Here is a 24,173-nt window from a genome sequence, read left to right as displayed (position 1 = left end):
GCCCGGCGCGGAGTGATGAACTACATCGAAGTGTTCTACAACCGCTGGCGACCCCACAGCAACAATGACGGCCTGCCGCCGGCCACCGCAATGGCGGCCTTCATGCCCACCGCGCAACCGCTTCCCGCGGCTGCCTGACCAAAAAGAAACTACGCGACTGTCTCACATCCTTGACACACCTCATACCTTACAGTCCTCGGCGGAGTGCGGACTGACCGGACCGGCAACGCCTCGATCGTCCAATTGACCAGCCCGGACCTGGTCACGTGGGAGTTCCTCGGTTCCATCGACCTGAAGTCTCCGCGGGTCATCGACGCGGCAGTGGCCCCCTGCGGTGATGGCCGGCACCGTCTCTGGTACAAGGACGAGGCCCGCGGATCCAACACGTATAGTGCGGTAACCAGCACGCCTGCCGATCCGACGTCGTGGGTTCTTGAAGGACTGGCGATTCCGGGGCGCCCGCACGAAGGACCCAAAGTCTTCAAGCTCGGCGGGCAGTTCTGGATTATCGTGGACGAGTGGCGCGGGCAGGCGATCTACCGGTCCGAGGATGCCTCTGGTGGCTGGACCCGACAGGAGTACCTTGACGGCCTCATCCTGACCGCTCCTGAAACGGCCGACGGCGGTCCGGTCGCGGGACGGCACGCGGACGTGGTGCCGCTGGACGCAGCGGCGGACGGCAAGGAACGAGCCCTGATCATTTACTTCACCCATCCGCACTGGAACGGCGAGGATATTGACGCCATGGCAGCAGACCCGAAGACCCACCTCAGCCACGTCCGGGCGGCCGTCCTGGAAGTTCACAACGGCGACCTGGTATGTATTGACGCCTGACGGCACGACAAAAGGCCGAACTGCGGAACTATAAGCCAGCGGCTGCTGGCACCGGTCCGATGTTCGGCCCTTAGCCGGGCTCGCGCCGGGCGGCGCCAATGGGCGCCGCCCGGGCATATCTATTTGAGTTCAGGTCCCACTGGTTATCAGGCCCGCTGCGGCGAACCCAGCTCCACCGGGTCTTCATCAGTGAGGTAAGCAAGTTCCGAGTGCGCGGCGATGTCGATACCGCGCATTTCGTCTTCAGGCTTGATCCGCAGGCCGACAACGCGGTCGAGGATCTTGGCCAGGATCCACGTGATGCCGAACGAGTACGCCAGGACCGTGACTGTGGCCAGCGCCTGGACACCCAGCAATTCAACGCCGCCGCCATAGAACAGGCCGTTGACGGCGTTCGGAGCAGCGTCGGTGGCAAACAGGCCGATCAACAGGGTGCCGATGATGCCGCCCACGAGGTGAACGCCCACGACGTCGAGCGAATCGTCGTAGCCCAGGCGGAACTTCAGTTCGATGGCGAGGGAGCAGACGGCACCGGCGATGGCGCCGATGGCCAGTGCACCCACCGGGCTGACCGCGCCGCAAGCAGGCGTAATGGCAACCAGGGCCGAGATCAGGCCGGATGCCGCTCCCATGCTGGTGGCTGCGCCGTGGCGGAGGCGCTCAACCAGTGCCCAAGCGAGGAGGCCGGCCGACGCTGCCACCGCGGTGTTCAGGAATACGATGGAGGCGGACTGCCCGGCCGAGAGTGCGGAGCCTGCGTTGAAGCCGAACCAGCCCACCCAGAGCAGTCCCGCTCCTACGAGCACAAGCGGCCGGCTGTGCGGCTTGGTGTACTCCATCTTGGGCCAGCCGGAGCTCTTGCCGAGCACGAGTGCCAGTGCAAGCGCCGCTGCGCCGGCGTTCATGTGCACGGCGGTTCCACCGGCGAAGTCGATTGCCTTGATGCCGCTCGCGATCCAGCCGCCCATGACGCTGCCGTCAGCAGAGGAGAAAGCGAACACCCAGTGTGCGATGGGGAAGTAGACGATGGTTGCCCAGATTCCGGCAAACAGCATCCAGGCGCCGAACTTCATACGTCCGGCTGCCGCTCCCGCAACCAGGGCCGTAGTGACACATGCGAAGAACAGTTGGAAGGCGGCGAACAGGACCACCGGAATGGAGGCTGCCTCGTCTGCGGCGAGCAACTGTCCCATGCCCGGGAATTCCGTGATGTCCCCGATGAGTCCGAGGCCGCCCACGGAGTTTCCGAAGGCCATGGAATAACCGAAGAGCGCCCAGAGTACTGCCACTAGGCTCGCGCCGCCAAAGCACATCATCATCATGTTGAGAATACGACGAGACCCCACCATGCCCCCGTAAAACAGGGCCAGGGCAGGGATCATCATACAGACCAGCGCTGAGCTGGCCAGAATCCAAGCGACATTTCCCGAATCCATGGGAAACCCCTTTCGTGATGCGAAGAGAGAACGGAAATTGCCCGTCAGAGCCGCTCCGGAGGTGGGACGCGGAGTAAGTACCACGTTCGTCGGAGGGCAGCTATTGCCGTCTGGTTCCAACTGTATGGCTGCAGTTCCGCGATGGGTTTCTGGCTGGTTAAATCAACGTTTCACTCACGGGCACGCGAGTTTCACAGGTCACTCAAACGAACTTTGGATTCGGGGAATTCCGGGATCGCAGCCGCCGGTTTTCCCGCGCAGTGCTACTTGGCGGAGACGGCCATGAACCTGATGGGCAAGTCGAGCAGCTCCAGCGGCCCATGGGGCCCTCGCCGTCAAGCAGGAGTGAGTCGCTCGATTCCATGGTGTATTCGTAGGCGCCGTGTCCGTAAACCATCTTTCCGGCAAGCATGTAAATAGACTCCGTGCCCGGATGCTGGAACAACGCAAGCGGCCACCGACCCTTGCTTGTGTCGGTGGCCGATATGAGCGTCAGTGTGAGTGTGCGCTAGATAAGCCCCTGCGCGAGCATGGAATCAGCCACCTTGACGAAGCCGCCGATGTTGGCGCCCAGCACGTAGTTGCCGGGGTCGCCGTACTCGTCCGCGGTTGAAGCGCAGCGGTGGTGGATGCCCACCATGATCTCGGTGAGCCGCTGTTCTGTGTGCTCGAAGGACCAGGAATCGCGGCTGGCGTTCTGCTGCATCTCAAGCGCCGACGTCGCCACGCCGCCTGCGTTCGCGGCCTTGCCCGGCCCGAACAGCACACCGGCATCCTGGAACACCGAGACAGCGTCACGGGTGGAGGGCATGTTGGCGCCTTCGCCGATCGCGACCAGGCCGTTGCGGACCAACCGCGCGGCAGCATCGCCGTCGAGCTCGTTCTGCGTGGCGCAGGGCAGCGCCACCGTTGCGTCGACATCCCACACCGATCCGGCTTCCACATAGGAAACGCCGGGGCGGCGCACTGCATAATCCTTGAGGCGTCCGCGTTCAACTTCCTTGACCTCGCGGAGGAGCGCGACGTCGATTCCCGCCTCATCCACGATGTAGCCGGAGGAGTCGGAGAAGGCCACCACGCTGGCACCGAGCGTCTGCGCCTTGGCAATGGCGTTGATGGCCACGTGGCCGGAACCCGACACCACCACGCGCTGCCCGTCGAAGGAGGACCCCCGGGTTTTCAGCATCTCCTGGGTGAAGATGACGGTGCCAAAGCCGGTGGCTTCCGGCCGCACCAGGGAGCCGCCCCAGGACATGCCTTTCCCGGTGAGGACGCCGGATTCGGGAAGCCACGGTTGATCTGCACGCGGCCGGAATCGTCGGTCCACGGGACGCGGAAGATGATCTGGCGTTCGGGCTCGCAGAGCCGCTCCAGGATGGCGGCTTCGAGCAGCTCGGGGTGCCGGTCGTGGACGGGACCAAGGCTCTCAAAGACCTCGGTCACTGCCTGGTGGAATTCAGCTTCACCTGGGTTCCGCGCCAGTACCGTATTCCGGATGGCCTCAAGCCGAGCGTCCACGCCGCCTCCTCTAGTTCAACAGTTATTCCATGCAGTGGTAGCAAAATTTCATTTGGCGGAATCCAATGCGACGAATGTCACCTTCTTCAACGGCTGACCGGCTGCCGGAGCCAGGGCCTCGTGGGCGTTTGGCCCAGCCTGTCGTTGAAGTCCTGGGCTTCCCGGTAGTAATCCAGCAGGCTTAGCTGGGAAGCGGCTCCCGGGTCCAGGATGACAACTGCCCGGCGGTGCAGCTGGAGCACCGACGCGGGGCAGTGGGCACTGACCGGACCTTCCACCATGGCCTGCACAGCGGCGGCCTTGTTCTCCCCCATCGCCACCAGCACTGCCAGTTTGGCTTCGCGGATGGTCCCGAGGCCCTGCGTAAGGCACAGCCGCGGAACATCGCCGTCGGAAAAGAACCGCGCGTTGTCAGCCCGCGTGGCCCCGGCGAGGGTCTTCACCCTCGTGCGGGAAGCCAGTGACGACGTCGGCTCGTTGAAGCCTATGTGGCCGTTGGCGCCGATGCCCAGGATCTGGATGTCCACACCCCCGCCGGCGGCGATGGCTGCGTCATAACGGTCAGCCTCGGCCACCAGGTCCGGCGCGTCCCCCTGCGGGGTAAAGAGCCGTTCCAGGGGCAGGTCCACATGGTCGACGAACTCCCGCCGGATGGTGGAGTAGTACGACTGCCCGTGCTCCGGCGGCAAACCCGCGTATTCGTCCAGCGTGAAGCCGGCGACCTTGCCGAAGCTGAGCTGCTCCTCGCGGTGCCGCCGGATGAGCTCCTGGTACGTGGATCGCGGGGAGCCGCCGGTCGCCAGCCCCAGCACGGCCGGTCCCTGCCGGACCCGGGCTTCAATGATGTCCGCCGCCCGGGCTCCTACGTGATCGGCGGACTCACACAGAACTATCTGCACGGTCATTCCTTTCCTGCGTTTGTGGTGTGCCGGCGCGGTATGCCTGCACGAGTTCAAGTTCTTCGGTGGTCACCAGCACGTCCGCCCGGCAACCCGCGGCAATGGCTCCCACCCGGTTGGGGCCAGGCCGATCCAGGCCCATCAGCCGCGCCGGAGTGGAGGATGCCGCGACGACGGCATCGGCCAGGGGAACGCCCCACTCAACGCAGCGGCGGACGTTCTCCAGCAGGTGGCTCGTCGCGCCGGCGATCGCCCCGGCGATCGCCCCGGGACCGGCGTCGGCGGTTCCGGCCAGGCGCGCCACGCGGTCCTGGACCAGCACGTCCAGGCTGCCGAGAGTGTAATGGCCGTCGGACATGCCCGCCGCCGCCATCGCATCCGTAATGAGCGCAATGGAGCGGGGTCCCACCAGCCCGAAGACCATGCGGACGATCTCCGGGTCCAGGTGCACGCCGTCGGCAATCAGTTCCAGCACCACCTGCCCGGGTGACTGTTCGGCCGCCTGCAACAGGACCGCAATGGGCCCGGGCGTGCGGTGGCCCAGCGGGGGCATCCGGTTGAACAGGTGCGTGGCCGACCACAGGCCGCCAACCCCACCGTCTACGCCGCCCAGGGCTTCCCGGGTGCGGGAAGCCGTGGCGGCGGTATGGCCAAGGGAAGGCACGACGCCGTGTTCCCGGCAGAGCTGCACGAGCTCGGCAAAGTGCGGGGTTTCGGGGGCAAGAGTCAGTGACCGCACGGTCCCTCGTCCCGCCTCAAGCCATTGCTGCAGGAGCGCCGGGTCGCCGTCGATGATGGCTGCCGGGTCCTGGGCCCCGCACATGCTTGTGGTGATGAACGGCCCTTCCAGGTGCAGGCCGGCCAGGGTGCCGTCCTGCACCAGGTCCCGCAGCACCTCGATCTGTTCCAGCAGTACCTGCGACGGCGCCGAGACCAGCGAGGCGAGTACCGACGTCGTGCCCTGCGCTGCATGGTGGCCGGCAGCCAGGCGCGCGCCGTCCGCATCCGCGGAGAAAGTGTGCCCCACGGCACCGTGGCAGTGGACGTCCACAAGTCCGGGCAGGATGAGCGGCACTTGCCGGAGATCGGCGTCGAAACCTACCGGCAGGTCCGACGTCGGGCCGCACCACACGATGTTCCCTCCGGCCATCACCACGGTGCCGTCGTCGATCACCGCAGCACCGGGGAGTCCGGTGACGAGGCGGCCCCGCAGCCCCACCCCGTCGCCGGCCCCGCTGCCCCGGGCCGACGAAGGCTCAGCTGGCATCGGCTTTGGCCATTGAGCCGTTCTCGTCGTTTTCATCTTCGCGGCCCATGGTGCGCAGGTTCCAGCGACGGATCACAAAGCGGAACACCACGTAGTACACGGCGGCGTAGCCCAGCCCGATGGGGATCAGCCACAGCGGATTCTGTGCGATGCCGAAGTTCAGGACGTAGTCGATCGCTCCTGCTGAGAATCCGAACCCGTGATGGATGCCGAGGAAGTTGACCAGCATCATGGACGTCCCGGTCAGGAAGGCATGGACGACGTACAGCGGCCAGGCCACGAACATAAACGAGAACTCCAGCGGTTCGGTGATCCCGGTGAGGAAGGCCGTGAGGCCGGTGGAGAGCATGATGCCGCCCACGATCTTCTTCTGCGACGGCTTGGCTTCCTGCCAGATGGCGAGGGCGGCTGCGGGCAGGGCGAACATCATGATGGGGAAGAAGCCGGTCATAAAGACGCCGGCGGTGGGGTCCCCGGCGAAGAACCGGTTCAGGTCGCCGTGGGCGCCGTCGTAGTCGCCGATGATGAACCAGACGATGGAGTTCAGGATGTGGTGCAGGCCCAGCGGAATGAGCAGCCGGTTGAGGACGCCATAGACCCCGCTGCCCACCACGGTGTTGTCCGCCACCGTGTTGCCCACGGCAGTCAGCCCGTTGTTGAACAGCGGATACAGCAGCGCCATGGCAACGCCGATCACGATGGCGGCGAAGGATGTCAGGATGGGCACCAGGCGGCGGCCCGCGAAGAAGCCCAGCCAGTCCGGCAGGGTGGTGCGGTGGAAACGCTGCCACAGCAACGCCGTCGTCAGGCCCATCACAATGCCTGCCAGCACGCCGTAATTGATGACGGGATCCTTGCCGCCCTCGGGGGCGGCTCCCAGCACCAGCGGGGCCATGACCTTGAAGACGTTGGTGAGGACCAGGTATCCGACGACGGCGGCAAGGGCCGTGGAACCGTCACCCTTTTTGGCGAAACCGAAGGAGATGCCGACGGCGAAGAGCAGCGGCAGGTTCTCGAACAGGGCGCCGCCGGCGGCGCCGATGACCTGGGCGACGGTGGTCAGGGATTCGAACCTGCCCAGCAGGTCGTCTTGGCCCAGGCGCAAAAGCAGCGCCGCCGCGGGGAGGGCGGCGATGGGGAGCATAAGGCTGCGGCCGAAGCGCTGCATGTTCTGCAGCGCTTTTCCGCTGCCCTTGCCCTTGCCTGGTGCCGGGGCGGCCAGTGGGCCGGCCTCGGCGGAAGCTGATGGGTTTTCAGTCGTCATTGTTCCTCGTCTCGAAGAGGGTGGTGCTTGTGCGGGGATGCTTGATTCAGTAGAGTCTAGCTAACTGGTTATAACCAGTGACAACCATCACTGTGAAGGGCGCCGACCTCAGTTGTCAACCTCAAGCCGTAAAAAAGCTTCCGGACCCGGCGTCATTCACCGCGAAACGAACTCAGGAGTGGACATGTCCAAAGCAGAAATCATCCTCGCCGCCCTTGGCGGCGCCGATAACGTCGAAGAAATCGAAGGGTGCATCACCCGCCTTCGCACCGAGGTGGTGGACTCCTCCCGCGTTGACGAGGCCGCCCTCAAGGCCGCGGGTGCCCACGGCGTCATGATGTCCGGCACGGTGGTCCAGGTGGTTGTGGGTCCGGAAGCCGAAAGCCTCGCCGAAGACATCCAGGATCTGATGTGAGCAGTCCTGAGGTGAGCACGCCTGACGTGAGCACGCCGGACGTGAGCACGCCGGACGTGAGCACGGAAGCACCGGCCCAGGTCATCAGCGTTGTCGCCCCGCTGCCGGGCCGGCTCATTCCCCTGGACGAGGTGCCGGACCCCGTGTTCGCCAAGGGGCTTGTAGGCGGCGGCGCCGCCGTAATTCCCGACGACGACGCCGGCGTCCTCACCGCCGTCGCACCGCTGGACGGCCGGGTCATCAAGGTCATGCCGCACGCCTACATCGTCCAGCACGCGTCTGGGCCCGCAGTGCTGGTCCACGTCGGCATCGACACCGTCGGGCTGAAGGGCGAGGGCTTCGCCGTGCTCGCGCAAAAGGGGGACCAGGTCCGCGCCGGCGACCCCATGATCACCGTGGACGTCACATTGGTCCGCTCAAAGGACCTGAGCATGTGCAGTCCCGTGGTGATCCTGGACAGCGCGGCGGACGCCATCGAACCTCCGGCCTCCGGTGGCCGCGTGGAAGCAGGCGGCCACCTGTTCAAAATTCCCGGAAAATAGGAGACATGGATACGGCAGGGGAACTAAAACACGTCTGGGTCCGCAGGCAACTCCAGGACCTGGTGTCCAGCACGCTGCGGCCCGGCGACGCCCTGCTGGGTGAGCGGCAACTGGAGGAGCAGTTCGGCGTCTCCCGCATCACGGTGCGCCGTGCCATTTCGGACCTGGTCCAGGACGGCGCATTGGTGCGGATCAAGGGGAAGGGCACGTTCGTCTCCCACGGGCTGGTGCGTTCCACCCTGCACCTGGCCTCGTTCAACGAGGACATGCGGGCCGCCGGATTCGAACCCAGCACACGGGTCATCAACGCCTCCACGGCATTGCCGCCGGCGGCGGCCGCCGATCACCTCGGGCTGGCGCCCGGGGAAACTGCCTTTCGCGTCCGCAGGCTGCGGCTCGCGAACGGCGCTCCCGTCAGTGTGGACGAATCGTGGCTGCCGCCCGCGCTGGTCCCCGGGCTGCTCTCGGAAGACCTGACGGGGTCCCTTTACCGGGCCCTCGGCGCCGCGGGGCACCCGGTGCAGCACGCCGAACAGACCGTCGAGGCCGCCGCCGCCCCTGACGAGACCGCCGCGCTGCTGGACATCGAACCCGGGTCACCGGTCCTGCTCTTCCGGCGCCGTTCGTTCACCGGCCAGGAGGACCCTGGCACGCCCATCGAATACGCCGTCTCAACGTACCGCTCCGACCGGTACCAGGTGTCCATGCGGCTGGGCGCGGGCTAAGCCATGCTTACGCCGCACCAATACGTCTGGCTCCGCGTCACCCACCTCTGATGCCCCAACTGAGTAGCGCTATCTGCCGTTCTGGACCCTCAAAACGGCACTTGACGCTACTCAGTTGGGTGGGCAGGCACCTGACGTGAAACCATACGGACCATGGCCCAGAAGATTGCGTACCAGGGTGAGCCCGGCGCCAACTCCAATATCGCGTGCATGCAGATGTTCCCCCAGCTGGAAAGCGTTCCCTGCGCCAGCTTCGAGGACGCCTTCGAGCTGGTCTCCAGCGGCGAGGCGGAGCTGGCGATGATTCCGATTGAGAACTCGATCGCCGGCAGGGTGGCAGACATCCATATCCTCCTCCCCCAGTCGCACCTGCAGATCGTGGGCGAGTTCTTCCTGCCCATCCACTTTGACCTGCTGGGCATTCCGGGCAGCACTATCGAGGCGGCCACGGAGGTCCACAGCCACATCCACGCCCTGGGCCAGTGCCGCCGCCTGATCCGGGAGGCCGGGCTGCGTCCTGTCATTGCCGGGGACACCGCCGGATCCGCCCGGGAGGTCCGCGAGTGGAACGACCCCACCAAGCTGTCCCTCGCTCCCCCGCTCGCGGCCGAGATCTACGGCCTTGACGTGCTGGCGTCGCGGGTCGAGGACGACCCGTCCAACACCACCCGTTTTGTGGTCCTGGCGCGGGAAAAGGAACTGCCCACCCGGGAAGAGCTGCCCGGACCGGCGGTGGCCAGCTTTGTGTTCCGCGTCAGGAACGTCCCGTCGGCGCTGTTCAAGGCGCTGGGCGGGTTCGCCACGAACGGCGTGAACATGACCCGGCTGGAGAGCTACATGGTGGGGGACGAATTCGCCGCCACAATGTTCATGGTGGACGTCGAAGGCCACCCCGAGGACCTGCCGTTGCGCCTGGCCCTTGAGGAACTGGATTTCTTCACCACCGAAGTCCGCATCCTGGGCGTCTATCCCGCCGCCGGTTTCCGGACCGCGCAGACAGTCACTGTCTGATCGCTGGCCGCTGGAGCGGAGCGAAAAACGCGGCGAGTTCGGCCGTCGCGTCCAGGGGCAGGACGTTGGCCACGTACTGGTCCGGCCGCACCACCACCACCACGCCGCCGCGGTCCAGGCCCCGGAGCTCGAAGATGTCAGCGGCGGGATCGGTGGCGTAGACCTTTTCGTAGTCCGTCAGCTGGAACGGCCCCACTGACGGCTTGAACGCCGCCGGAACCGCACCGATATCAACGTTTGTGTGGTCCTGCTGGTAGATGACCTTCACATCGAACCACGCGTCCCGGTCAGCGCCCGACGGCGTAGCGGCCAGCGGTGATTCCGGCGAGTTCGCGATCCACTCGGCGAAGCCGGAGACGGACGACGGCGGCGCGTGCTGTCCCGCCGTCGGCTGTCCGGCATCCTGTTGTCCCGCCGTCGGCTGTTCTGCGGACGACGTCGCCGCATCGGATGCTGCCGCGTCGGCGAAGACGTAGATGCGCCACCGGCCGTCCGCTGTGGCGTGGTGGCCGAGATGCATCGGGTTGCCGTCGCACACCCGCACCACGGGCGCGGACTTGAACCGCTTGCCGATGGGGAAGCCGGCGGCCAGGTGCTGGTGCACCGGTTCTGCGGTAATCATGGACGGCGTGTACTGGGTCATGAAGCCCGCGGGGAACTCGGCGGTGCTGACGTAGAAGTCCTCAAGCTCGGAGGGGTTCGCAAACTCCTCCGGCTTCTTCGCCATCATGGTGGACCACTCTTTGTCGAAGTCGATCAGGTTCTTCGCCACCACCTGCCGCTCGGCCGAGTACGTGGCCAGCAGGCTGGCGGGGCTGCGGCCCTCGAGCACATGCCCGAGCTTCCAGCCGAGGTTGAAGCCGTCCTGCAGCGAGACGTTCATGCCCTGGCCGGCCTTGGCGCTGTGCGTGTGGCAGGCATCGCCGGTGATGAACACGCGGGGTGTGCGCGTCCCGCGCTGGTCCGGAAGGACGTCGTCGAACCTGTCCGTGAGGCGGTGGGCGACCTCATACACGCTGTGCCAGGCGACATTGCGGACGTCCAAGGTGTAGGGGTGCAGGATGGTGTTCGCGTGGTCGATGATTTGCTCGATGGTGGTGCTGCGCACGGCCCCGTGGTCCTCCGGCGCGACGTCGCCGAGGTCAACGTACATGCGGAAGAGGTGCCCGCCTTCGCGCGGGATCAGCAGGATGCTGCCGCCCGCACCGGACTGGATGGCGCATTTTGTGCGGATGTCGGGGAAGTCGGTGACGGCGAGAACGTCCATGACTCCCCACGCGTGATGGGCCTGGTCACCGGCCATGGTGCAGCCGATCGAGTCGCGCACCTTGCTGCGTGCGCCGTCCGCGCCGACGACGTACCTGGCTCGGACAACACGCGTCTTGCCCTCGTCAGGTCCTGAAGTGTGGACGAGCCTCACGGCGACTGGGTAGTCGCCGTCGCCGATTTCGAGGCTGCGGAACTCATAGCCGAAGTCGGGCGACATCCGCGCTGGCGCGTTGGCCATGTACTCGGCGAAGTAGTCCAGCACGCGGGCCTGGTTGACGATCAGGTGCGGGAACTCGCTGATGCCCGTGGGGTCGTCCGTCGTGCGGGCGGCGCGGGCGATCCGGGAGTGGTCGGCGGGGTCCGGTTTCCAGAACGCCATTTCGGTGATGCGGTAAGCCTCGGCGATGATGCGCTCCGCGAACCCGAACGCCTGGAAGGTTTCGACGCTGCGGGCCTGGATACCATCCGCCTGGCCGATGACGAGCCGCCCGGGGCGGCGCTCCACGATGCGCGTGGTGACGCCAGGGAACCGGGAGAGCTGGGCCGCGGTGAGCATGCCCGCAGGACCGGTGCCCACGATGAGCACGTCCACTTCGTCGGGAAGCTCGGCAGGCCGGTCCAGACCGACGCCGGATGCTGCCTGGACCCGCGGGTCACCGGATACGTAACCGTGGTGGTGGAACTGCACGGGCTTTCCTCACTTCGTTGTGCGGCTGGCAGGCATCGAGTTCGATAATAGAACTCGATGTTCCATATATGAATCCTGCCCTGAAGTGGAAGTCTACGCGGCAGTGATGCAGGCCACAACCGGCACCGGCGACCGTGTGCCCGGGTCGCCGGAGTCCTACCCCATCGCCGGCGCTACCGACGTTCCGGAGCTGAACTGGCTGCGGGCCCAGCGGGCGAGTTTTTTGCCCTTGCCCTTCCACCAGTTGTCCTCGTCCTTGTCGTGGTGCAGACGGAAGATGATGGCCACCATCACGAACATCGACATGCCAACGTCCATCCAGGACCAGGCCAGCGCGTCGATCAGCACGCTCATGCCGGCGGCGATGATGGACGGAACGGCCAGCGTCCGGAAGACCGTGCTGGCCACATAGCGCCGGTGCGACCTCGGCACGGACAGCGCCCGCACCATGTCAAAGCACATGCAAACCACAACGACGGTCTGACCGATGGCAAGCAGGATCAGCCCGGCACTGGACCCTGCGAACATAACGACTGAAGAACCAAACACGCGAAAACCCCCAAAGGCTCGAACCTGCACTGTTAGACCTAGCTGAAGTTCCATTCAAGCCAGTGGGGGGTGGTCCGGTCACGAGTAGTGAGTACTCGCTTTTCGGCATCAGACAAGCATTGTTCTCGCCTCAGATGAGCATCGCCTGCCGCACATTGCCCGCTGATCCAGCGCCGCCGGCTCCCGAGGAGGAAACCCTTCCGGCCGAAAGGACGTAGTAGCTGTCCGCGGCATGGAGGGCAAAACCGATGTGCTGCTCCACCAGGAGGATGCTCATGCCGTTGCGCTGGGACAGCTTGAGGATGGTCGCTTCGATCTCCGCCACAACGTTGGGCTGGATGCCTTCGGTTGGTTCGTCCAGGATCAGAAGGCGCGGCTCGGTGATCAACGCCCGGGCAATGGCAAGCTGCTGCCGCTGGCCGCCCGACAACAGCCCGGCCCGCCGTGCCAGCAGCGGACGGAGCGCGGGAAACATATCGAGGGCCTCTGCCACGCGTTCATTGCCGTTCCTGCGCCCGTCCGCGATGAGCTGCAGATTCTCCATAACGGACAGCTGCCCGAATGACTGCTGGCCCTGTGGTACATAGGCCATGCCCCGCGCCATCCGCTGGTGTGGGCGGAGGGCCGAGATGTCCTCCCCGTCCAGGGTGATGCGTCCGGCCATGGGTTTGAGGAGCCCGACGACGGCGCGCAGCAGCGTCGTTTTGCCGGCGCCGTTGTGCCCCAGAACCGAGACGACGGCTCCCTCCCGGACGGTCACGCTCACCCCGGAGATCACCTGAGTACGGCCGTAACCGGTCTGCAGATTTTCGATTTCGAGCATCATTGGCCTTCCGTTGCCGCGGTCCCCAGGTACACGTCCTGCACCTTCTTGTCGGCCTGCACCTGCGCTACGCTTCCCTCACTGAGGACCTTGCCCGCGGCAAGGACAGAGACCGATGTCGCGAACTCCCGGACGAAGTCCATATCGTGCTCAATTACGAGGGTGATCCGGTTGGCTGCGATGCGGCGCAGCAGCTCGCCGGTTTCCCCGCGCTCGTCCTGGCTCATCCCCGCGATTGGCTCGTCCAGGAGGAGCACGTCCGAGTTCTGCACCAGGAGCATGCCGATTTCCAGCCACTGCTTCTGTCCGTGGGCGAGGATGCCTGCCTTCTTGTCCGCCGCGCCTGCCAGGCCGATGATTTCCAGGGCCTCTTCCACGGCTGGTTCCACGGACTTCCGGCGGCGGAGCATCTGCAGCGGGCTGCGGCTGGAGCCGGCAGCGATGTCGAGGTTCTGGAGTACGGAGAGGTTCTCAAACACGCTTGCGGTCTGGAACGTGCGCCCCACACCCAGCCGGGCGATCTTGTGCACTTTGCGGCCGAGGATCTCTGTGCCGGTGTGGTTCACCGATCCCGTAGCCGGCACCAGCCCGGTGATGGCATCAATTACCGTCGTTTTCCCGGCACCATTGGGTCCGATCAAGAACCGCAGGTCGCCCTGGATCACATCAAGGTTGACGTTGTCCACGGCGAGGAATCCGTCAAAGGAAACCGAGAGGTTACGGACTTCGAGGTATTTTGGCCGGCCGCGGCGCCAACCCCCGGCCTGGGGCTCCCCGTCAGGGAGCAGCGTGGGCGTCGTCATCTGCTGACCTCCTCAGGCTTGGTGGCTCGCTCTTCAACGTCGGGATCTGGCGCGTCGGGCGGCGCTACGGGATCTGACGCTTCGGGCGGCGTTCTGCGCCGCCTGCCCAGCAGGGCCGGCAATGAGGCAAGCCCGCCCGGCATAAACCCGATGACCAGGACAAACAGCAGGCCCTGGAAGTACTCCCAGAAGGACGGGAAAGTGGATGACAGGCTGGACTGGGCCGCGGCGACGCAGACGGCGCCGAGGACCGGCCCCAGAAGGGTGCCGCGGCCGCCGATTGCGACGCCGATAAGGAATGCGATGGACGGGATCACGCCCACGTCCGCAGGCGAGATGATCCCGACGATCGGGACGAACAACGCCCCCGCGACGCCTGCCAGGACGGCGGCAGCCACGTAGATGACGGTTTTGACGGTCGCCGGATCGTAGCCCAGGAAACGGACGCGCTCCTCCTGGTCCCGGACCGCCACCAGCAGCTCGCCGAAACGGCTGTGCATCAGCTGCCGGGCAATGGCGACCGACAGCAGCAGGACCACCGCCGCGATCATGTACAGCATGAGCTTGTTGTTCGGGTCCTTCAGGTCAAAACCGAAGAATGACCGGAATCCGTTCAGTCCGTTGGACCCTCCGGTTGTAGCCTGCTGGCCAATCAGGAACACTGCGAAGGCCGCCGCCAGCGCTTGGCTGAGAATCGCGAAATAGGCACCTTTGACGCGGCGCTTGAAGATCGCGAAGCCCAGGACGAGTGCCACCAGCCCCGGAACCAGGACCACGGCGAGGAACGTCACTGCGGGGCTCCGGAACGGTTCCCACCAGCCTGGAACCTCGCCGCTGCCGTAGAGGGACATAAAGTCCGGCACCCCGGAGCCGCCGAAGAGCGATGCGTCGGCCAGCTTCATGTGCATGGCCATGATGTAGGCCCCGAGTCCGAAGAACACCCCCTGGCCCAGGGTCAGCATGCCGCCGCGTCCCCACGCCAGGCCGATACCGACTGCCACGATGGCAAAGCAGAGGAACTTCCCTAGCAGGCCGAGGTTGAACGCCGGAAGCAGCGCGGGTGCAACGCCCAGGACCAGGACCGCACCAAGGGTGAATCCGGCCACGGTTCCCAACCGCCCGCGCAACAGGCTTTTCATGCCAGGCTCCTTGTTTTGAGGCTGAAGATGCCCTGCGGCCGAAGCTGGAGGAACACCACAATCACGATCAGGATCAGGACCTTGCCGATGCTGGCCGTCGTCGAGTACTCGAAGACGGACTGCAGCACTCCCAGGGCAAAGGCAGCGATGACGGCCCCCTTGATCTGGCCGATACCTCCGGCCACCACCACCAGGAAGGCATCCACTATGTAGTTGGTGCCGAGGTACGGGCTTGTTGAACCTATGAGTGTGACCGCGACGCCGGCGATGCCGGCCAGGCCCGAACCGATGAAGAACGTCAGTTGGTCGCTGCGCCGGGTTGACACCCCACTCGTTTCCGCGAGGTCCCGGTTCAGCACAACGGCCCGGATACGGCGCCCGAGCGGCGTGGCCTTCAGGAGGAGGACCAGGCCGGCGAGGCACAGCAGCGAGAGCCCCAGGATAAAGAGCCGGGTCAGCGGGATGGGAGCGCCCAGCAACTCGATGTTCCCCTGCAGCCATCCCGGTGCGCGGACATCGACGCTGGGTGCCCCGAAGATGTCACGTGCGGCCTGCTGCAGGATCAGGGCCACCCCGAAAGTGACCAGAAGGGTGTCCAGGGGCCGGTGGTACATGCGGCGCAACAGCACCGCTTCGAGCACCAGCCCCAGGACACCTCCCACCAGGAAGCCTGCGGGAATGGACACCAGCAGCGATACGCCGGCGTCGGAGATGGCCTGCTGGACCACAAAGGCCGTGTAGGCCCCGGCCATCATGAACTCGCCGTGGGCCATGTTGATGACCCCCATCTGGCCGAAGGTCAACGACAGTCCCAGTGCCGCCAGGAGCAGCACGGAGCCGAGGCTGAGTCCGGCGAACATCTGCCCTATCAGGAGTTCCATTCCAGCAGGCCTTTCCTCGATGTTTCCGCGGCCGTTACTTGGTCAGGTCCTTGGCCCAGTCGTAAGTGGCCAGGAACGGATCCGGTTCAACCGCCGCGGGCGATGACCACACCGTGTCGATCAGGCCCTCCGCGTTTATCTTGCCGATGCGGGGGGTCTTGGTGATGTGGTTGTTCTCCCCGTTGACCGTGACCAGGCCCTCAGGCGCCTCGAAGGTCACCCCGTCCGCGGCGGCCTGCACCTTGTCCACCTCAAAGGATCCCGCCTTCTCCACGATTGCCTTCCAGAGGTACAGGGAGGTGTAGGCGGCTTCCATGGGGTCGCTCGTTACGCGCTCGGTGCCGAACTTCGACTTGAACGCCGCCACGAACTTCTTGTTGGCTGGCGTGTCCAGGGTCTGGTAGTAGTCCCAGGCAGTCAGTTGGCCTTCGACGTTGTCCAGGCCGACGCCGGGGACTTCCTCCTCGGCGATGGACACGGAGACCACGGGAATGGTGTCGGCGGTCAGGCCAACGCTCTTGTACTGGCGGAAGAAGGCCACATTGCTGTCGCCGTTGAGGGTGTTGAAGACCGCGTCGGCCTTGGAGTCCCGGACTTTGTTGACGATGGTGGAGAATTCCGTGGAGCCCAGCGGGGCGTACTCCTCGCCGAGGACTTCGATGCCCTTGGCCGCGGCGTAGGCCTGGATGATTTTGTTGGCTGTTCGCGGGAAGACGTAGTCACTGCCGACCAGGAACAGGGACTTGGTTCCCTGCTCGGCCAGATAGTCCAACGCCGGGATGATCTGCTGGTTGGTGGTGGCGCCGGTGTAGAAGATGTTCTTCGACGACTCCAGGCCCTCGTACTGCACCGGGTAGAACAGCAGCGCGTCGTTGGCCTCAAACACAGGGAGCATCGCCTTGCGGCTCGAGGAGGTCCAGCCGCCGAATACCGCGGCCGCGCAGTCCTGCTGGATCAGTTTCCCGGCGCGCTCCGCGAACTTGGTCGGTTCGCTGGCGCCGTCCTCGCTGATGACCTCGAGCTGCTTGCCCAGGACACCGCCGGAAGCGTTGATTTCCTCGGCAGCCAGGGACAGGGAGTCGAAGACGGTGCTCTCGCTGATGGCCATGGTGCCGGACAGCGAGTTGATGAACCCGACTTTGATGCTGCTGCCCGAGGTGTCCACACAGGAAGTGCCGCTGCTGGCGGTGGAGCCTGCGGACGCCGGATCCGCGATCTGGCTGCCGCAGCCTGCCAGGACAGTGGCCATGGCGGCTGCCGCCAAGGAATAGAAAGCGCGTTTGGTGACCGAAACCCTCATGTGTACCTGCTTCTCACTCCGCCGTTGCCCTGGGCAGCGGCTCGCCTCCGGGGTCCGTCAGAAGTGACCCCTTGCGATGAACGTAGGAGCGAATTGTTTCAGCGCCTGCCCGGTTGGTTTCGAGACCGTTTCGGGGCGCTCGCCGGGCCGGCCGGGAGTTGAGGCGCACGGCAGGCGTGCGGGAGAAAACCGCGGGAAAACGGGCCCTGGGAGAGTTAACCTGCGGGAAACCTGCCGCGGCGTAACTTTGGCCCGGTAGCCGGACATAATCCGGCCCAGCGCCGTGAAACGGGTCTCACCTGCGGCTATGCGCAACACCCGAGCGGCGGGCAGGGCTATTTATGCGTCGGCCGACTGCCTGAGTGGCGACTATTCGCCCAGCGCCCTGGGCCGCCAGACCACCACGGCTTGGGAGCGCGCACGGGGGCGCTGGCCCCGTGCCAGGCTGACCACATCACCGGCGGCACCGGCCGCGAAGATCCGCGAATCAAGAGGATCACGACGGCGGCCCAGCTCCTCGGTCATCTCGCCCACCCTGCGCTGCAGCGCGGCCACCTGGTTCTCGAGCTCAAGGATCCGTTTGATGCCTTCGAGCGAGACGCCCTCGTGGGACAGCCGCTGGACTTCGCGCAGCATATTGATGTCCCGCTGCGAATAGCGGCGCGACTTCCCCGGCGCCCGGCTGGGCGAAACAATGCCCAGCCGGTCATACTGCCGGAGCGTCTGCGGGTGCATGTCCGCCAGTTCAGCCGCGACGGAGATCACGAAGATCGGCTGGTCAGCGCTGATGTCCACGGTCTGCTCCGTTGCTTAGAGCCGGGCCTTGGCGGCCAGGCCTTCACGGACATCGGCGTCGGCGGTGGCTTCGGCAAAGGCCTTCACGGCTGCTTCGGCTTCCTTGTTCAGGTTCTTCGGCACCGCGACGTCGATGGTCACCAGGAGATCGCCGGTGACCTTGGAGGTCTTCACGCCGTGGCCTTTGACCCGGAGCGTACGCCCCGAAGGCGTGCCGGCCGGAACACGGACCTTGACGGTCTCGCCGTCGATAGTGGGGACCTGGATGTCGGCGCCCAAAGCAGCTTCCGGGAAGGTGACCGGGACATGGATGCGGAGGTTGTCGCCGTCGCGCGTGTAAAACTCGTGCGGCTTGACGGACACGGCCACCATGAGGTCGCCGTTGCCGGCGGGCCCTGGCTGGCCCTTGCCGCGGACGCGCACTTTCTGGCCGTCCTTGATGCCGGCGGGAACGCGGACGTCAATGACGTCACCGCTGGGTTCGCGCAGGCCGATGGTGGTGCCGCGGATGGACCCGGAGAAGGAAATGCTGGTCGTAGCCGTACGGTCGGCACCCTTCTGCGGCGGGCGCTGGAAGCCCGTCGGGCCGCCGAAGCCGCCGCCGCCAAACAGGTCAGCAAACTCGGGCGGGATGCCGCCTGACGTATTGAACCCGCCGGGCTGGCGCCGCGCGCCGCCGGTGAACAGGCCGCCGAACATGTCCTCGAAGCCGCCGTTCCCGGCACCGGCACCGGCACCGCCGGGGGCAAAGCGCGCGCCGCCACCCATGGCCCGGATGGCGTCATACTGCTGGCGCTCGTCCGGATCAGACAGCACTGAATAGGCCTCGGAGATGTCCTTGAACTTCTTCTCCGACGCAGCGTCCCCCGAGTTGGTGTCCGGGTGGTGCTGGCGGGCAAGTTTCCGGTAGGCCTTCTTGATGTCGGCGTCGGAAGCGTCCTTGGCGATACCAAGGATCGCGTAAAAGTCCTTGTCCACCCAATCCTGGCTAGCCAATGGCGTTTCCTTTCAAATCTCTGTGCCGAGATGGAAGTTCGCGGCAATGTTCCTGCGAATCACTGCCGCGAACTGCCATCTCGATGGGGTAAATGCTACGCAGGAACTGCGACGATAACCTGTGCTGCGCGGAGGACGCGTTCGCCTGACCGGTAGCCGGAGCGGAGGACCTGGCTGACGGTGTCAACCTCGATGTCCTCTCCCGGCTGCTGGATGAGGGCCTCGTGGATCGTGGGATCGAACTCCACTCCGGTCTCATCAATGCGGACCAGGCCGTACGTCTTCAGCGCGTTCTCCAGCTTGGTGGCGATCGCGGCGAACGGGCCGTCGGTCAGGTCACCGTGCTGGCGGGCAGCATCGACGTCGTCCAGTACCGGCAGCAGGGAGTTCAGGACGCCGATAACAGCCATCTCCCCTGCCACGGCCCGGTCGCGCTCGACGCGCTTGCGGTAGTTGACGTATTCAGCCTGGAGGCGGAGGAGATCGTTCTTCAGCTCGGCAGCTTCAGCGTGTCCGGCACCCTGTGCCACCGATTCCTCGGCCGGCACCTCGATGCCGTTCAGGATTTCCTCGGCCTGGGCGAGTGCATCGCCGTCCCTGTCACCAAGCTCGCCGCCAACAGGCTCGCCCACTAGGGGCTCTCCCACCGGCTCGGCAGCGGGCTGCTCGCCCTCCGGGTGCCGGGCCTGCCCGGTCACCGGGTCAACCTTGCGGTTGTCCCGGATGATCGGCTCCTGGTTCGCGGATGAGTTGTGCTCTTCCTCGTTACCGTGGTGCGGCATGGCTACTTCTTCGCTTCGTCTTCGTCGATGATCTCGGCGTCGACGATGTCCTCATCAGCAGCCTTGTCGCCGGCGGGGGCGCCACCAGCGGCGCCTTCGGCACCTGCGGCACCGGTGGCACCGTCCGGCGAACCGGCCTGGGCGTAAATGGCTTCGCCGAGCTTCGACTGGGAAGCCTGGAGCTTCTCGAACGCGGTCTTCACGGCTGCGTCATCGGTGCCTTCGAGGGCCTTCTTGAGCTCGTCGACGTCGGCCTTGACCTCGGTCTTGACCTCTTCGGGCAGCTTGTCGGCGTTGTCGGCGATCAGCTTGTCCACGGAGTAAGCGAGCTGCTCCGCGGTGTTGCGGGTGTCGGTCGCCTCGCGGCGGGCCTTGTCCTCGGCTGCGTGCTCCTCGGCGTCCTTGACCATGCGCTCAATGTCTTCCTTGGAGAGCGCGGTGCCACCGGTGATGGTCATGGACTGTTCCTTGCCGGTGCCCTTGTCCTTCGCGGAGACGTGGACGATGCCGTTGGCGTCGATGTCGAAGGTGACCTCGACCTGCGGGACGCCGCGCGGAGCCGGCGCGATGCCGGTCAGCTCGAACGTGCCCAGCGGCTTGTTGTCGCGGGTGAACTCGCGCTCGCCCTGGAAGACCTGGATGGCCACGGACGGCTGGTTGTCATCAGCCGTGGTGAAGGTCTCGGACCGCTTCGTGGGGATGGCGGTGTTGCGCTCGATCAGGTGCGTCATCACACCACCCTTGGTTTCGATGCCCAGGGACAGCGGGGTGACGTCGATCAGCAGGACGTCCTTGCGCTCGCCCTTCAGAACGCCGGCCTGGAGTGCTGCGCCAACGGCTACAACTTCATCCGGGTTGACGCCCTTGTTCGGTTCCTTGCCGCCGGCCAGTTCCTTGACCAGGTCGTAGACAGCGGGCATACGGGTGGAACCGCCCACGAGGACGATGTGGTCGATCTCGGAGAGCTTGATGCCGGCTTCCTTGATGACGTCCTGGAACGGCTTCTTGGTGCGGTCCAGCAGGTCCTTCGTGAGGTCCTGGAACTTGGCGCGGGTCAGCTGCTCGTCCAGGTGGACCGGGCCATCGGGGGTGACGGAGAGGTACTGGAGCGAAACGTTGGTGCTGCTGGAAGAAGAGAGTTCCTTCTTGGCCTGCTCCGAGGCTTCACGCAGGCGCTGCAGGGCGATCTTGTCCTTGGACAGGTCAATGCCCTTGACCTTGAGCTGGTTCAGCAGGTAATCAACAACGCGCTGGTCCCAGTCGTCGCCGCCAAGGTGGTTGTCACCGGCGGTGGAGCGGACCTGGATGGTAGAGAAGTTGTCTTCATCCTTGCCGACTTCCAGCAGGGAGACATCGAAGGTTCCGCCGCCGAGGTCGAAGACCAGGATGAGCTCGTCTTCCTTGCCCTTGTCCAGGCCGTACGCCAGAGCGGCCGCGGTGGGCTCGTTGACGATGCGCAGGACGTTGAGGCCTGCGATTTCGCCGGCCTCCTTGGTGGCCTGGCGCTGGGCGTCGTTGAAGTACGCGGGAACGGTGACGACGGCGTCGGTGACCTTTTCGCCGAGGTAGGACTCGGCATCGTTCTTCAGCTTCATCAGGATGCGTGCGGAGATTTCCTGCGCCGTGTACTTTTTGCCATCGATGGCGACGCTCCAGTCAGTGCCCATGTGGCGCTTGACGGAATGAATGGTGCGGTCGATGTTGTTGACGGCCTGGCGCTTGGCGATCTCGCCAACCAGGACTTCGCCGGACTTGGAGAATGCAACGACGGACGGCGTGGTGCGGCCACCCTCGGCGTTGGCAATAACGGTGGGCTCGCCACCTTCGAGAACGGAGACGACGGAGTTGGTGGTTCCGAGGTCGATACCTACTGCACGTGACATGTGTTGCTTCCTTCTTTCCTTGGAAACTTGCTGGCGCTCGTGTTGAGCGTTCTGCACTCAACTTTACTCAAGGCACAAGCGATGTCAATCCAAAGTTGAGCGGAGTACGCTCAACTTTGGATTTTTGGGTCACGGCACCCTCAGGCGAACCCCCGGAATCCCGGGGATTTCAGGCGGAAAATCCCCGTCCCTGGCAGTAGTTCGCTGTGGGTGAACGGCCGCTACCGGTTCTCGTCCTCGTCCACTTCCACCTCACGGGCGCTGTCAACAGAGCCGGCCTCGCCGTAGTCACCTTCGGGATAGTCGCCCTCCTGGGGCTGGTTCTCCGCCCCGCCCACGACGCCGGCCTCGCCGTAGTCGCCTTCCTCATACTGGCCACCTTCACCCTCCAGCCCGGGCTCGGTGCTGCCTTTGCGGCGATCTTCTTCAGGTGCGGTGTTCTTACTCATGACGTGATCTCTCCTTTGAGTCTCCGCGTCCATCCGGGCGCATTTGGAGTCTACTCAGCCGGAGGCGGGCTAAACAGGGGTGGCCGCAGACTTCGGGTCGTCCCGCGGGTTTCCCTCAGGCACGAGCCCCGCCATCGCCGCGAGGACAGTGAGGTGGTGTTCAAAGAGTTCGCCCCGGGCACGGAACGTATCCGGGCCATATTGGCCAAAAACCTCAAAACTCACGGCCCCGAAGAGCGACGTCCACACGAGGGCACCGTTCGCCTGGAGTTCGTCCGGCATGGCCAGCCCAAGTTCACTGCGGATCGCCTCAAGGTCGGCGGACAGGGCAGAAGGTACGACGGCGGTGCGCGCCGTGGCGGTCAGCGCACCTGCCCGGTAGGCGCCGTCGAGAATGCCGATCAGGCGGTAGATCACGCGCGTTCCCGGGGTTGCGGTCTGGCTCGAGGGGGCCTGGTAGCCGGGGACCGGACTCCCGAATAGCAGGCCGTAGCGCGCAGGCTCCCGCAACGCCCATGCCCTGACAGCCCGGCCGAGCGCCTTGAACCTGCCATCGAAGTCGCGCACCGGCACCGCGTTCACCGCGGCATCCACGGCGTCGCCGAGCTCACTGTAGGCGTCCACCAGAAGCAGCGTGAGCAGCTCGTCGCGGTTGGCCACGTAGCGGTAGACCGCGGAGGAGACCACGCCAAGATCCCTTGCCACGGCGCGGAGGGACAATGCGGCCGCGCCCTGCGTTGCCAGGTGCTCCCTGCCCAGCCTGACGATGTCGGCAATGGTCTGGGCCCGGGCGCGCTCCCGCGGTGTCCGAAGGATGGGTTCCGCGGCCGCGGCAGGGTCATTCATCGCTCCAGCATGGCACAAATCAGAGCAGTGTCAACAATTGAGAGCACTGCTCTTGACAGGCCTCCAGGACAAGGCGCACGCTTGTTGGAGAGCAGCGCTCTCTAGCGGAAATCCCTTGAGGAGAAGTCATGAACGATGTCTACGTTGTTACCGGAGCCGGCCCCGTGGGCTGGACAGTTGCAGAACAGCTCGCTGAGCAGGGGAAAAACGTCAGGATCCTCACCCGTTCGGGCAGCGGCCCCAAGCATCCGCTGGTGGAACGGGTGAAGGCCGACGTCCAGAATGCCGCCCAGCTGCGGGACGCCTTCGCGGGCGCCACCGCCGTCTTCCACTGCATCCACGGCTCCTCCTACACCGTGGACGCGTGGCAAGCAGAACTGCCCCGGGCCGAGCAAACGGTGCTATCCGCAGCAGGCGAGGCAGGCGCCGTCGTCGTTTTTCCCGAGAGCCTTTACTCGTACAGCGAGCCTGAAAGCCCCATGGTCGAGGCGGGTCCGCGGACTGCCGAGGGCGGCAAGCGGGGCGTCCGCACCGCGCTGCTCAAGGCGCGGGACGTCTCTCCGACCAACACCGTCAGCGTGGTTGCCGGCGATTTCTTTGGCCCTCGGGTGCGAACCTCACATGCCGGAGAGCGCGTGGTCCCCGCCGTCCTGGCCGGCAAGAAAGTCTGGGTCATCGGGAGCGCCGATCAGCCCCATTCATTCACGTACGTCCCGGACCTGGCCGCCGCGATGATCCACGCCGCGGCGACGCCGTCGCTGTGGAACAGGGTGTGGCACGCGCCCACGGGTCCGGCAGTCACGCAGCGGCAGCTGGCCACAGCGTTCACCGAGACTGGCGGAGTGCAGGCGCCGAAGCTTGGAGCCATTCCGGGCTGGGCGCTCCGGACCATGGGTGTGTTCTCGAAAGACTTCCGCGAAGTTGCCGAAATGCTCTACCAGTTCGAGCGGCCGTTTGTGATGGAATCTGCCGCCAGCGAGACCGCACTTGGGATCCGCCCGACACCTCTGCGCGAGGCCGCCGCTGCCACGGTGGCCTGGTGGCGCGCACAGTGCTAGG

The 24,173-nt window shown here is 65.4% G+C and carries 23 protein-coding genes and 1 pseudogene; 6 read left to right on the top strand and 18 right to left on the bottom strand.

Annotated elements, in window-relative coordinates; genetic code table 11:
• Nucleotides 1-204 precede the first annotated feature (204 nt).
• Nucleotides 205-834 (top strand): glycoside hydrolase family protein, encoded by a 630-nt coding sequence (locus ACX80M_RS13335; protein ID WP_459309816.1) that lies wholly within the window; start codon nt 205-207, stop codon nt 832-834.
• Between the two features lie 146 nt (nt 835-980).
• Here ACX80M_RS13335 and ACX80M_RS13330 read toward each other — a convergent pair whose 3' ends face one another.
• From ACX80M_RS13330 to ACX80M_RS13310, 5 genes and pseudogenes are all read right to left on the bottom strand, one after another.
• A complete protein-coding gene (locus ACX80M_RS13330; protein ID WP_252599096.1) occupies nt 981-2,270 on the bottom strand; it encodes an ammonium transporter in 1,290 nt (429 codons plus the stop codon).
• Nucleotides 2,271-2,778: 508 nt separating this feature from the next.
• Nucleotides 2,779-3,788 (bottom strand): annotated as a pseudogene (locus ACX80M_RS13325) (dehydrogenase family protein).
• Nucleotides 3,789-3,874: 86 nt separating this feature from the next.
• Complete coding sequence (gene nagB, locus ACX80M_RS13320; RefSeq protein WP_252599097.1) at nt 3,875-4,687, bottom strand: glucosamine-6-phosphate deaminase; 813 nt, start codon at nt 4,685-4,687, stop codon at nt 3,875-3,877.
• Nucleotides 4,668-5,954, bottom strand: a complete 1,287-nt coding sequence (locus ACX80M_RS13315; protein WP_252599098.1) for an N-acetylglucosamine-6-phosphate deacetylase — start codon at nt 5,952-5,954, stop codon at nt 4,668-4,670. The genes nagB and ACX80M_RS13315 overlap by 20 nt, the downstream gene beginning before the upstream one ends.
• The gene (locus ACX80M_RS13310; RefSeq protein ID WP_252599100.1) at nt 5,944-7,218 is read right to left on the bottom strand and encodes a PTS transporter subunit EIIC; all 1,275 of its coding nucleotides are present in this window, start codon (nt 7,216-7,218) and stop codon (nt 5,944-5,946) included. The genes ACX80M_RS13315 and ACX80M_RS13310 overlap by 11 nt, the downstream gene beginning before the upstream one ends.
• Before the next feature lie 184 nt (nt 7,219-7,402).
• Between ACX80M_RS13310 and ACX80M_RS13305 the strand changes: the two genes are divergently transcribed.
• From ACX80M_RS13305 to ACX80M_RS13290, 4 genes are all read left to right on the top strand, one after another.
• Nucleotides 7,403-7,633, top strand: coding sequence for a glucose PTS transporter subunit EIIB (locus tag ACX80M_RS13305; RefSeq protein ID WP_058930899.1), 231 nt, complete (start codon nt 7,403-7,405; stop codon nt 7,631-7,633).
• Nucleotides 7,630-8,175 carry a PTS sugar transporter subunit IIA gene (locus ACX80M_RS13300; RefSeq protein ID WP_459309815.1) on the top strand — a complete coding sequence of 182 codons (546 nt, stop codon included), beginning with the start codon at nt 7,630-7,632 and terminating at the stop codon, nt 8,173-8,175. Before ACX80M_RS13305 ends, ACX80M_RS13300 begins: the two co-directional genes overlap by 4 nt.
• Before the next feature lie 5 nt (nt 8,176-8,180).
• Nucleotides 8,181-8,900 carry a GntR family transcriptional regulator gene (locus ACX80M_RS13295; protein ID WP_252599103.1) on the top strand — a complete coding sequence of 240 codons (720 nt, stop codon included), beginning with the start codon at nt 8,181-8,183 and terminating at the stop codon, nt 8,898-8,900.
• Nucleotides 8,901-9,053: 153 nt separating this feature from the next.
• Complete coding sequence (locus ACX80M_RS13290) at nt 9,054-9,911, top strand: prephenate dehydratase (protein WP_252599105.1); 858 nt, start codon at nt 9,054-9,056, stop codon at nt 9,909-9,911.
• Here the strand turns inward: ACX80M_RS13290 and ACX80M_RS13285 are convergent.
• The 13 genes from ACX80M_RS13285 to ACX80M_RS13225 form a co-directional block, all read right to left on the bottom strand.
• A complete protein-coding gene (locus ACX80M_RS13285) occupies nt 9,901-11,868 on the bottom strand; it encodes an FAD-binding monooxygenase (protein ID WP_459309814.1) in 1,968 nt (655 codons plus the stop codon). The two genes, ACX80M_RS13290 and ACX80M_RS13285, sit on opposite strands and share 11 nt — an antisense overlap.
• 156 nt (nt 11,869-12,024) lie before the next feature.
• Nucleotides 12,025-12,396: a hypothetical protein gene (locus ACX80M_RS13280; protein ID WP_252599215.1), complete on the bottom strand. Its 372-nt coding sequence runs from the start codon at nt 12,394-12,396 to the stop codon at nt 12,025-12,027.
• 151 nt (nt 12,397-12,547) lie between these two features.
• Nucleotides 12,548-13,243: an urea ABC transporter ATP-binding subunit UrtE gene (gene urtE / locus ACX80M_RS13275; protein WP_252608105.1), complete on the bottom strand. Its 696-nt coding sequence runs from the start codon at nt 13,241-13,243 to the stop codon at nt 12,548-12,550.
• Entirely contained in the window at nt 13,240-14,043 is an 804-nt protein-coding gene (gene urtD, locus ACX80M_RS13270; protein ID WP_252608103.1) for an urea ABC transporter ATP-binding protein UrtD, read from the bottom strand. The genes urtE and urtD overlap by 4 nt, the downstream gene beginning before the upstream one ends.
• A complete protein-coding gene (gene urtC, locus ACX80M_RS13265; protein ID WP_459309813.1) occupies nt 14,040-15,182 on the bottom strand; it encodes an urea ABC transporter permease subunit UrtC in 1,143 nt (380 codons plus the stop codon). The genes urtD and urtC overlap by 4 nt, the downstream gene beginning before the upstream one ends.
• Nucleotides 15,179-16,063, bottom strand: a complete 885-nt coding sequence (gene urtB, locus ACX80M_RS13260; RefSeq protein ID WP_056341284.1) for an urea ABC transporter permease subunit UrtB — start codon at nt 16,061-16,063, stop codon at nt 15,179-15,181. The genes urtC and urtB overlap by 4 nt, the downstream gene beginning before the upstream one ends.
• Before the next feature lie 34 nt (nt 16,064-16,097).
• Nucleotides 16,098-17,363, bottom strand: a complete 1,266-nt coding sequence (gene urtA, locus ACX80M_RS13255; protein ID WP_252599112.1) for an urea ABC transporter substrate-binding protein — start codon at nt 17,361-17,363, stop codon at nt 16,098-16,100.
• A gap of 369 nt (nt 17,364-17,732) precedes the next feature.
• A complete protein-coding gene (locus ACX80M_RS13250; protein ID WP_308216161.1) occupies nt 17,733-18,158 on the bottom strand; it encodes a heat shock protein transcriptional repressor HspR in 426 nt (141 codons plus the stop codon).
• A gap of 15 nt (nt 18,159-18,173) precedes the next feature.
• Entirely contained in the window at nt 18,174-19,154 is a 981-nt protein-coding gene (locus ACX80M_RS13245; protein ID WP_252599113.1) for a DnaJ C-terminal domain-containing protein, read from the bottom strand.
• A 95-nt stretch (nt 19,155-19,249) separates the two neighbouring features.
• Nucleotides 19,250-19,936, bottom strand: a complete 687-nt coding sequence (locus ACX80M_RS13240) for a nucleotide exchange factor GrpE (protein ID WP_252599114.1) — start codon at nt 19,934-19,936, stop codon at nt 19,250-19,252.
• Nucleotides 19,937-19,938: 2 nt separating this feature from the next.
• Nucleotides 19,939-21,819: a molecular chaperone DnaK gene (gene dnaK, locus ACX80M_RS13235; RefSeq protein WP_459309812.1), complete on the bottom strand. Its 1,881-nt coding sequence runs from the start codon at nt 21,817-21,819 to the stop codon at nt 19,939-19,941.
• Nucleotides 21,820-22,040: 221 nt separating this feature from the next.
• Nucleotides 22,041-22,268: a hypothetical protein gene (locus tag ACX80M_RS13230; protein ID WP_459309811.1), complete on the bottom strand. Its 228-nt coding sequence runs from the start codon at nt 22,266-22,268 to the stop codon at nt 22,041-22,043.
• 69 nt (nt 22,269-22,337) lie between these two features.
• Nucleotides 22,338-23,114 carry a TetR/AcrR family transcriptional regulator gene (locus tag ACX80M_RS13225; RefSeq protein ID WP_459309810.1) on the bottom strand — a complete coding sequence of 259 codons (777 nt, stop codon included), beginning with the start codon at nt 23,112-23,114 and terminating at the stop codon, nt 22,338-22,340.
• Nucleotides 23,115-23,242: 128 nt separating this feature from the next.
• On the opposite strand from ACX80M_RS13225, the gene ACX80M_RS13220 reads away from it, so the two are divergent.
• Nucleotides 23,243-24,172 (top strand): NAD-dependent epimerase/dehydratase family protein, encoded by a 930-nt coding sequence (locus tag ACX80M_RS13220; protein WP_459309809.1) that lies wholly within the window; start codon nt 23,243-23,245, stop codon nt 24,170-24,172.
• The last annotated feature ends 1 nt before the right edge of the window (nt 24,173 follow it).

Source organism: Pseudarthrobacter sp. MDT1-22 (genome assembly GCF_054511035.1).
Note: the sequence above shows the minus strand (reverse complement) of the source record. Positions and strands in the feature narration are given on the sequence as shown.

Bases quoted from the DNA above. Each gene is read 5' to 3' on its own strand.
- ACX80M_RS13330 (WP_252599096.1), bottom strand. From the start codon at position 2,270: ATGGATTCGGGAAATGTCGCTTGGATTCTGGCCAGCTCAGCGCTGGTC.
- ACX80M_RS13315 (WP_252599098.1), bottom strand. From the start codon at position 5,954: ATGCCAGCTGAGCCTTCGTCGGCCCGGGGCAGCGGGGCCGGCGACGGG.
- ACX80M_RS13310 (WP_252599100.1), bottom strand. From the start codon at position 7,218: ATGACGACTGAAAACCCATCAGCTTCCGCCGAGGCCGGCCCACTGGCC.
- ACX80M_RS13305 (WP_058930899.1), top strand. From the start codon at position 7,403: ATGTCCAAAGCAGAAATCATCCTCGCCGCCCTTGGCGGCGCCGATAAC.
- ACX80M_RS13295 (WP_252599103.1), top strand. From the start codon at position 8,181: ATGGATACGGCAGGGGAACTAAAACACGTCTGGGTCCGCAGGCAACTC.
- ACX80M_RS13290 (WP_252599105.1), top strand. From the start codon at position 9,054: ATGGCCCAGAAGATTGCGTACCAGGGTGAGCCCGGCGCCAACTCCAAT.
- ACX80M_RS13280 (WP_252599215.1), bottom strand. From the start codon at position 12,396: ATGTTCGCAGGGTCCAGTGCCGGGCTGATCCTGCTTGCCATCGGTCAG.
- urtE (WP_252608105.1), bottom strand. From the start codon at position 13,243: ATGATGCTCGAAATCGAAAATCTGCAGACCGGTTACGGCCGTACTCAG.
- urtD (WP_252608103.1), bottom strand. From the start codon at position 14,043: ATGACGACGCCCACGCTGCTCCCTGACGGGGAGCCCCAGGCCGGGGGT.
- urtC (WP_459309813.1), bottom strand. From the start codon at position 15,182: ATGAAAAGCCTGTTGCGCGGGCGGTTGGGAACCGTGGCCGGATTCACC.
- urtB (WP_056341284.1), bottom strand. From the start codon at position 16,063: ATGGAACTCCTGATAGGGCAGATGTTCGCCGGACTCAGCCTCGGCTCC.
- urtA (WP_252599112.1), bottom strand. From the start codon at position 17,363: ATGAGGGTTTCGGTCACCAAACGCGCTTTCTATTCCTTGGCGGCAGCC.
- ACX80M_RS13240 (WP_252599114.1), bottom strand. From the start codon at position 19,936: ATGCCGCACCACGGTAACGAGGAAGAGCACAACTCATCCGCGAACCAG.
- dnaK (WP_459309812.1), bottom strand. From the start codon at position 21,819: ATGTCACGTGCAGTAGGTATCGACCTCGGAACCACCAACTCCGTCGTC.
- ACX80M_RS13230 (WP_459309811.1), bottom strand. From the start codon at position 22,268: ATGAGTAAGAACACCGCACCTGAAGAAGATCGCCGCAAAGGCAGCACC.
- ACX80M_RS13225 (WP_459309810.1), bottom strand. From the start codon at position 23,114: ATGAATGACCCTGCCGCGGCCGCGGAACCCATCCTTCGGACACCGCGG.
- ACX80M_RS13220 (WP_459309809.1), top strand. From the start codon at position 23,243: ATGAACGATGTCTACGTTGTTACCGGAGCCGGCCCCGTGGGCTGGACA.